Below are 3,268 nucleotides of genomic sequence, written 5' to 3'. Positions count from 1 at the left end.
CCCTTCTGCTGCTGTGGTAGCGCATTGCACTGTGTAGCCCTTTTCAGTGAGGAACATGTCCAGGGATTCAAGCAAAGAATGTTCATCGTCTATGATAAGTATTTTTTTTCTCTTCAATTTATCTCCCTGAAGGGCACTGTATCAGAATCTTCGCCTAACATTCTCCTTTCGTAAAGCCGCCGCACCACAGGCAATGATTTCGGCGTTACCAGTTCAGTATAAGACTTTCCTATCATCTCATGAGGTGCAATACTGTGCAGATCGCAATAAGCCTGATTTGCAAACACTATTTTTCCATTTTGATTCGGACTCGGCAAGCTCCTTTGCCCTCTGGAGTTGAGAGAACAAAGGGAATACCCCCGTGAGCAGAGAATATTCAGTAAAGATGTTTGAACAACAGGTTGCCGAACGGATGCAAACTGTTGCAAAGCGGCATTATGCCCGCTTCTTCTCCTTCTCCATCTTCCGTTTTTCTTCATCCCTGATCTCACGACGGAGCAGTTTCCCTACCTTTGATTTCGGGAGCATGTCCCTGAACTCTATATAGCCGGGAACCTTGTAAGGAGCAAGTCTGTCCCTGCACCATTTTATCAACTCCGTACTCCCGATGCCCCTGGCGTCTTCTTTTAAGACAACTATTGCCTTAATCCTTTCACCTACTTTCGGGTCAGGGATACCGATAACACAGGCCCCGATTACCGTCGGATGATCCTGTAGGGCAGCTTCAACCTCTGATGCCGAGACCCTATATGCTTTATATTTGATGATATCTGCAGTCCTCTCGACAAATTCAAGCTCACCTTCTTCATTCGCCTTCACGAAATCGCCCATCCGGTAAAAGGTGTCTCCATTAATGTTGATATAGCAATAATCTGTCTCTTCCGGCTTATTCAGGTACTGTTTTATCGTATAAGGAGAAGTGACAAGGAGTTCCCCCAGTTCGCCTGGCTGGACTTTTTCGAGGGTTTCCCTGTCGCAAACAATGGATTTTCTTGTTTTTAAAGGTATTCCGATCGTTGTAGCGGATGGTTCTTTGTTAAGTGGACTGTAGGCAACATGGCCTATTTCCGTAGAACCGTACACCTGGTAAAGCGGTATATTGTATTTTTCTTTCCAGGATTTAAATACCTCTGCCGGCAGGACATCGCCGCCGCAATAACAGTAGCGGAGCGAACCCAGGTTATATTGGTCAATCCTGTCGTTCTCAAGCATCATTCGGTATAGTGCCGGAACCCCGAGCATCCATTTTACTTTGTACCTCTCGATTGCAGAAAGCACGGCGTCAACCTCGGGTAACGGCATCAATATAACCGTATTCCCGAAATTGAACCCGAAGGCTATAGAAAAGCCCTTTGCCATGATATGGAAGAGGGGGTTCACCATCAGCACGGCATCATTTCCTTCATCAACATAATCACCAATAACATCTTCCATAATATCGTTGATATATGAGACTTCTCCAATGTGGTTACCCGGCACACCTTTCGGAAAACCCGTTGTACCACCGGTGTACATTATATAGGAAAGGTCATTCATCGGATCAATCTCGACTTGCGGCGGTTTTGGCCAACTTTGCCTTACGATATCTTTAAAAAAGTAGATTTTATTACCCTTTGTGACCTTTCCGTGGGGAATTTTATCAAACATAAAACCGATAAGCCGCTTCACCGGGGACACAAAATCCGCAAGGTTTGTAACAATCACCCGCTTGAGGTCTGTTTTCTCCATTATCTCTTTTACATAGACGAAATTTGTATCAAGACATATAACCGACTCTATACCCGCATCTCTTATCATGTATTCTATCTCAAAGGTTGTATAAATAGGAGATACCGGTACAACTATGGCCCCAATTTTGTTGATGGCAAAATTTGCAATCATCCATTGGGGACAGTTGGAGATGTAAAGCATTATCTTATCCTGTTTTTTTACCCCAAGATCGGCAAGTCCTGTTGCAAATTTATCTATGAGCGTCTCCAGATACCCATAGGTAAACTCCTGCCCAAGATAAACAATGGCTGTTTTGGAAGCATATTTTTTGCAAATTTCACTAAAACGGGTAAATGTTTTTTCCTCTTCAAATGATCCCATAGACAGACTCCTCACACACCAAAGTATGCAGATTTTACATCCGGGTTATCCATAAGTTCTTCTCCAGACCCGGAAAGAACGCTTGAACCGTTTTCAAGTATATATCCGTAATCAATAATAGGTATGACAGGCCTTGCATACTGCTCTGTTATAATTACACTGATGCCTTTTGTATCGCGAATCTCCTTTGTGCCATTGATAACTATTTCCTGATATGCCGGGCTTAAACCGAGAAGGGGTTCGTCAAGTAGTAGGATTTTCGGATTAGCCATAAGCGCCCTTCCGATAGCAAGCATCTGTTGTTCTCCACCGCTCAAAAAGCCGCCCTGCCGATGCAGGTGGTCTTTCAACCGGGGAAAGAGGTTCAGGACATATTCGAGATTTCTCCAAAACCGAGCTTTCAGCGGATATGCGCCTGCGCTCCGGGCACAGGACAATCCCGACTTTTGCCCTCTGGTGTGGCTTGAGTGTCGTCACATCCTTTCCGTCGAGAAAAATTCTCCCGTATACGGATATCCGTTCTCCACCCCGCATTTCCTCTTTCTTTTTAATGTCCAGAATAATACCGGACAAAGCATACATGAGCGTGCTTTTGCCGGCGCTGTTGGAACCGAATATCCCGATAATACTGCCCTCATCGCATTTGATGCTTACATTGTTTAGGGCAATCATATTCTCATAAAAAACCATCAATTCAAAGGCTTCAAGCATATTTTATAATCCTCTTCTGTTCATCGTTAATAGCCCACAGGTTTCTGATTCAGCCATCAGTTTTTGCCATTCTCAATTCTAAATTGTTTCATACCCCTTCACTGCCAAGGTATGCCTCTCTTACCCGCTTGTCCTCGATAACAAAATTAGGCTCGCCCTCAACTAACTTCTCGCCGAAATTCAGTGCCATGACCCTGTTAGCAACCCGGAAAAGCTCTCTCAATCTATGCTCGACCATGATAAGGGTTATCCCTTCCGTCTTCATCTTTTCGATCAGGGGGAGCATTCCGGCAATCTCACTCATGCTCAAACCCGAAAAAACCTCATCACAAAATATAATCTCAGGCCTCAATGCCATACACCGTGCGAGTTCAAGGCGCTTCAGGTAGCCTGTAGGCAGTGCTGACGCAAGCTTGTATGGAACCCTCGAATCCCTTTCAAATCCGATTTCTTCAAGAATGTCAAC

At 44.6% G+C, this 3,268-nt stretch carries 5 protein-coding genes; all 5 read right to left on the bottom strand.

Annotated elements, in window-relative coordinates; all coding sequences use genetic code 11:
• Positions 1 to 113 precede the first annotated feature (113 nt).
• Positions 114 to 317 (bottom strand): PAS domain-containing protein, encoded by a 204-nt coding sequence (locus tag NT178_18145; protein MCX5814440.1) that lies wholly within the window; start codon positions 315 to 317, stop codon positions 114 to 116.
• Between the two features lie 118 nt (positions 318 to 435).
• On the bottom strand, positions 436 to 2,091 hold the full coding sequence (locus NT178_18140; GenBank protein MCX5814439.1) for a class I adenylate-forming enzyme family protein: 1,656 nt from the start codon (positions 2,089 to 2,091) through the stop codon (positions 436 to 438).
• Between the two features lie 11 nt (positions 2,092 to 2,102).
• A complete protein-coding gene (locus NT178_18135; GenBank protein ID MCX5814438.1) occupies positions 2,103 to 2,363 on the bottom strand; it encodes a hypothetical protein in 261 nt (86 codons plus the stop codon).
• Complete coding sequence (locus NT178_18130) at positions 2,356 to 2,802, bottom strand: ATP-binding cassette domain-containing protein (protein MCX5814437.1); 447 nt, start codon at positions 2,800 to 2,802, stop codon at positions 2,356 to 2,358. Before NT178_18130 ends, NT178_18135 begins: the two co-directional genes overlap by 8 nt.
• Positions 2,803 to 2,890: 88 nt before the next feature.
• Positions 2,891 to 3,268 (bottom strand): ABC transporter ATP-binding protein (locus NT178_18125; protein ID MCX5814436.1); only part of this gene is annotated, 378 nt, incomplete at its 5' end.

The organism is Pseudomonadota bacterium, from assembly GCA_026388255.1.
Classification (GTDB): domain Bacteria; phylum Desulfobacterota; class Syntrophorhabdia; order Syntrophorhabdales; family Syntrophorhabdaceae; genus JAPLKB01.
Note: the sequence above shows the minus strand (reverse complement) of the source record. Positions and strands in the feature narration are given on the sequence as shown.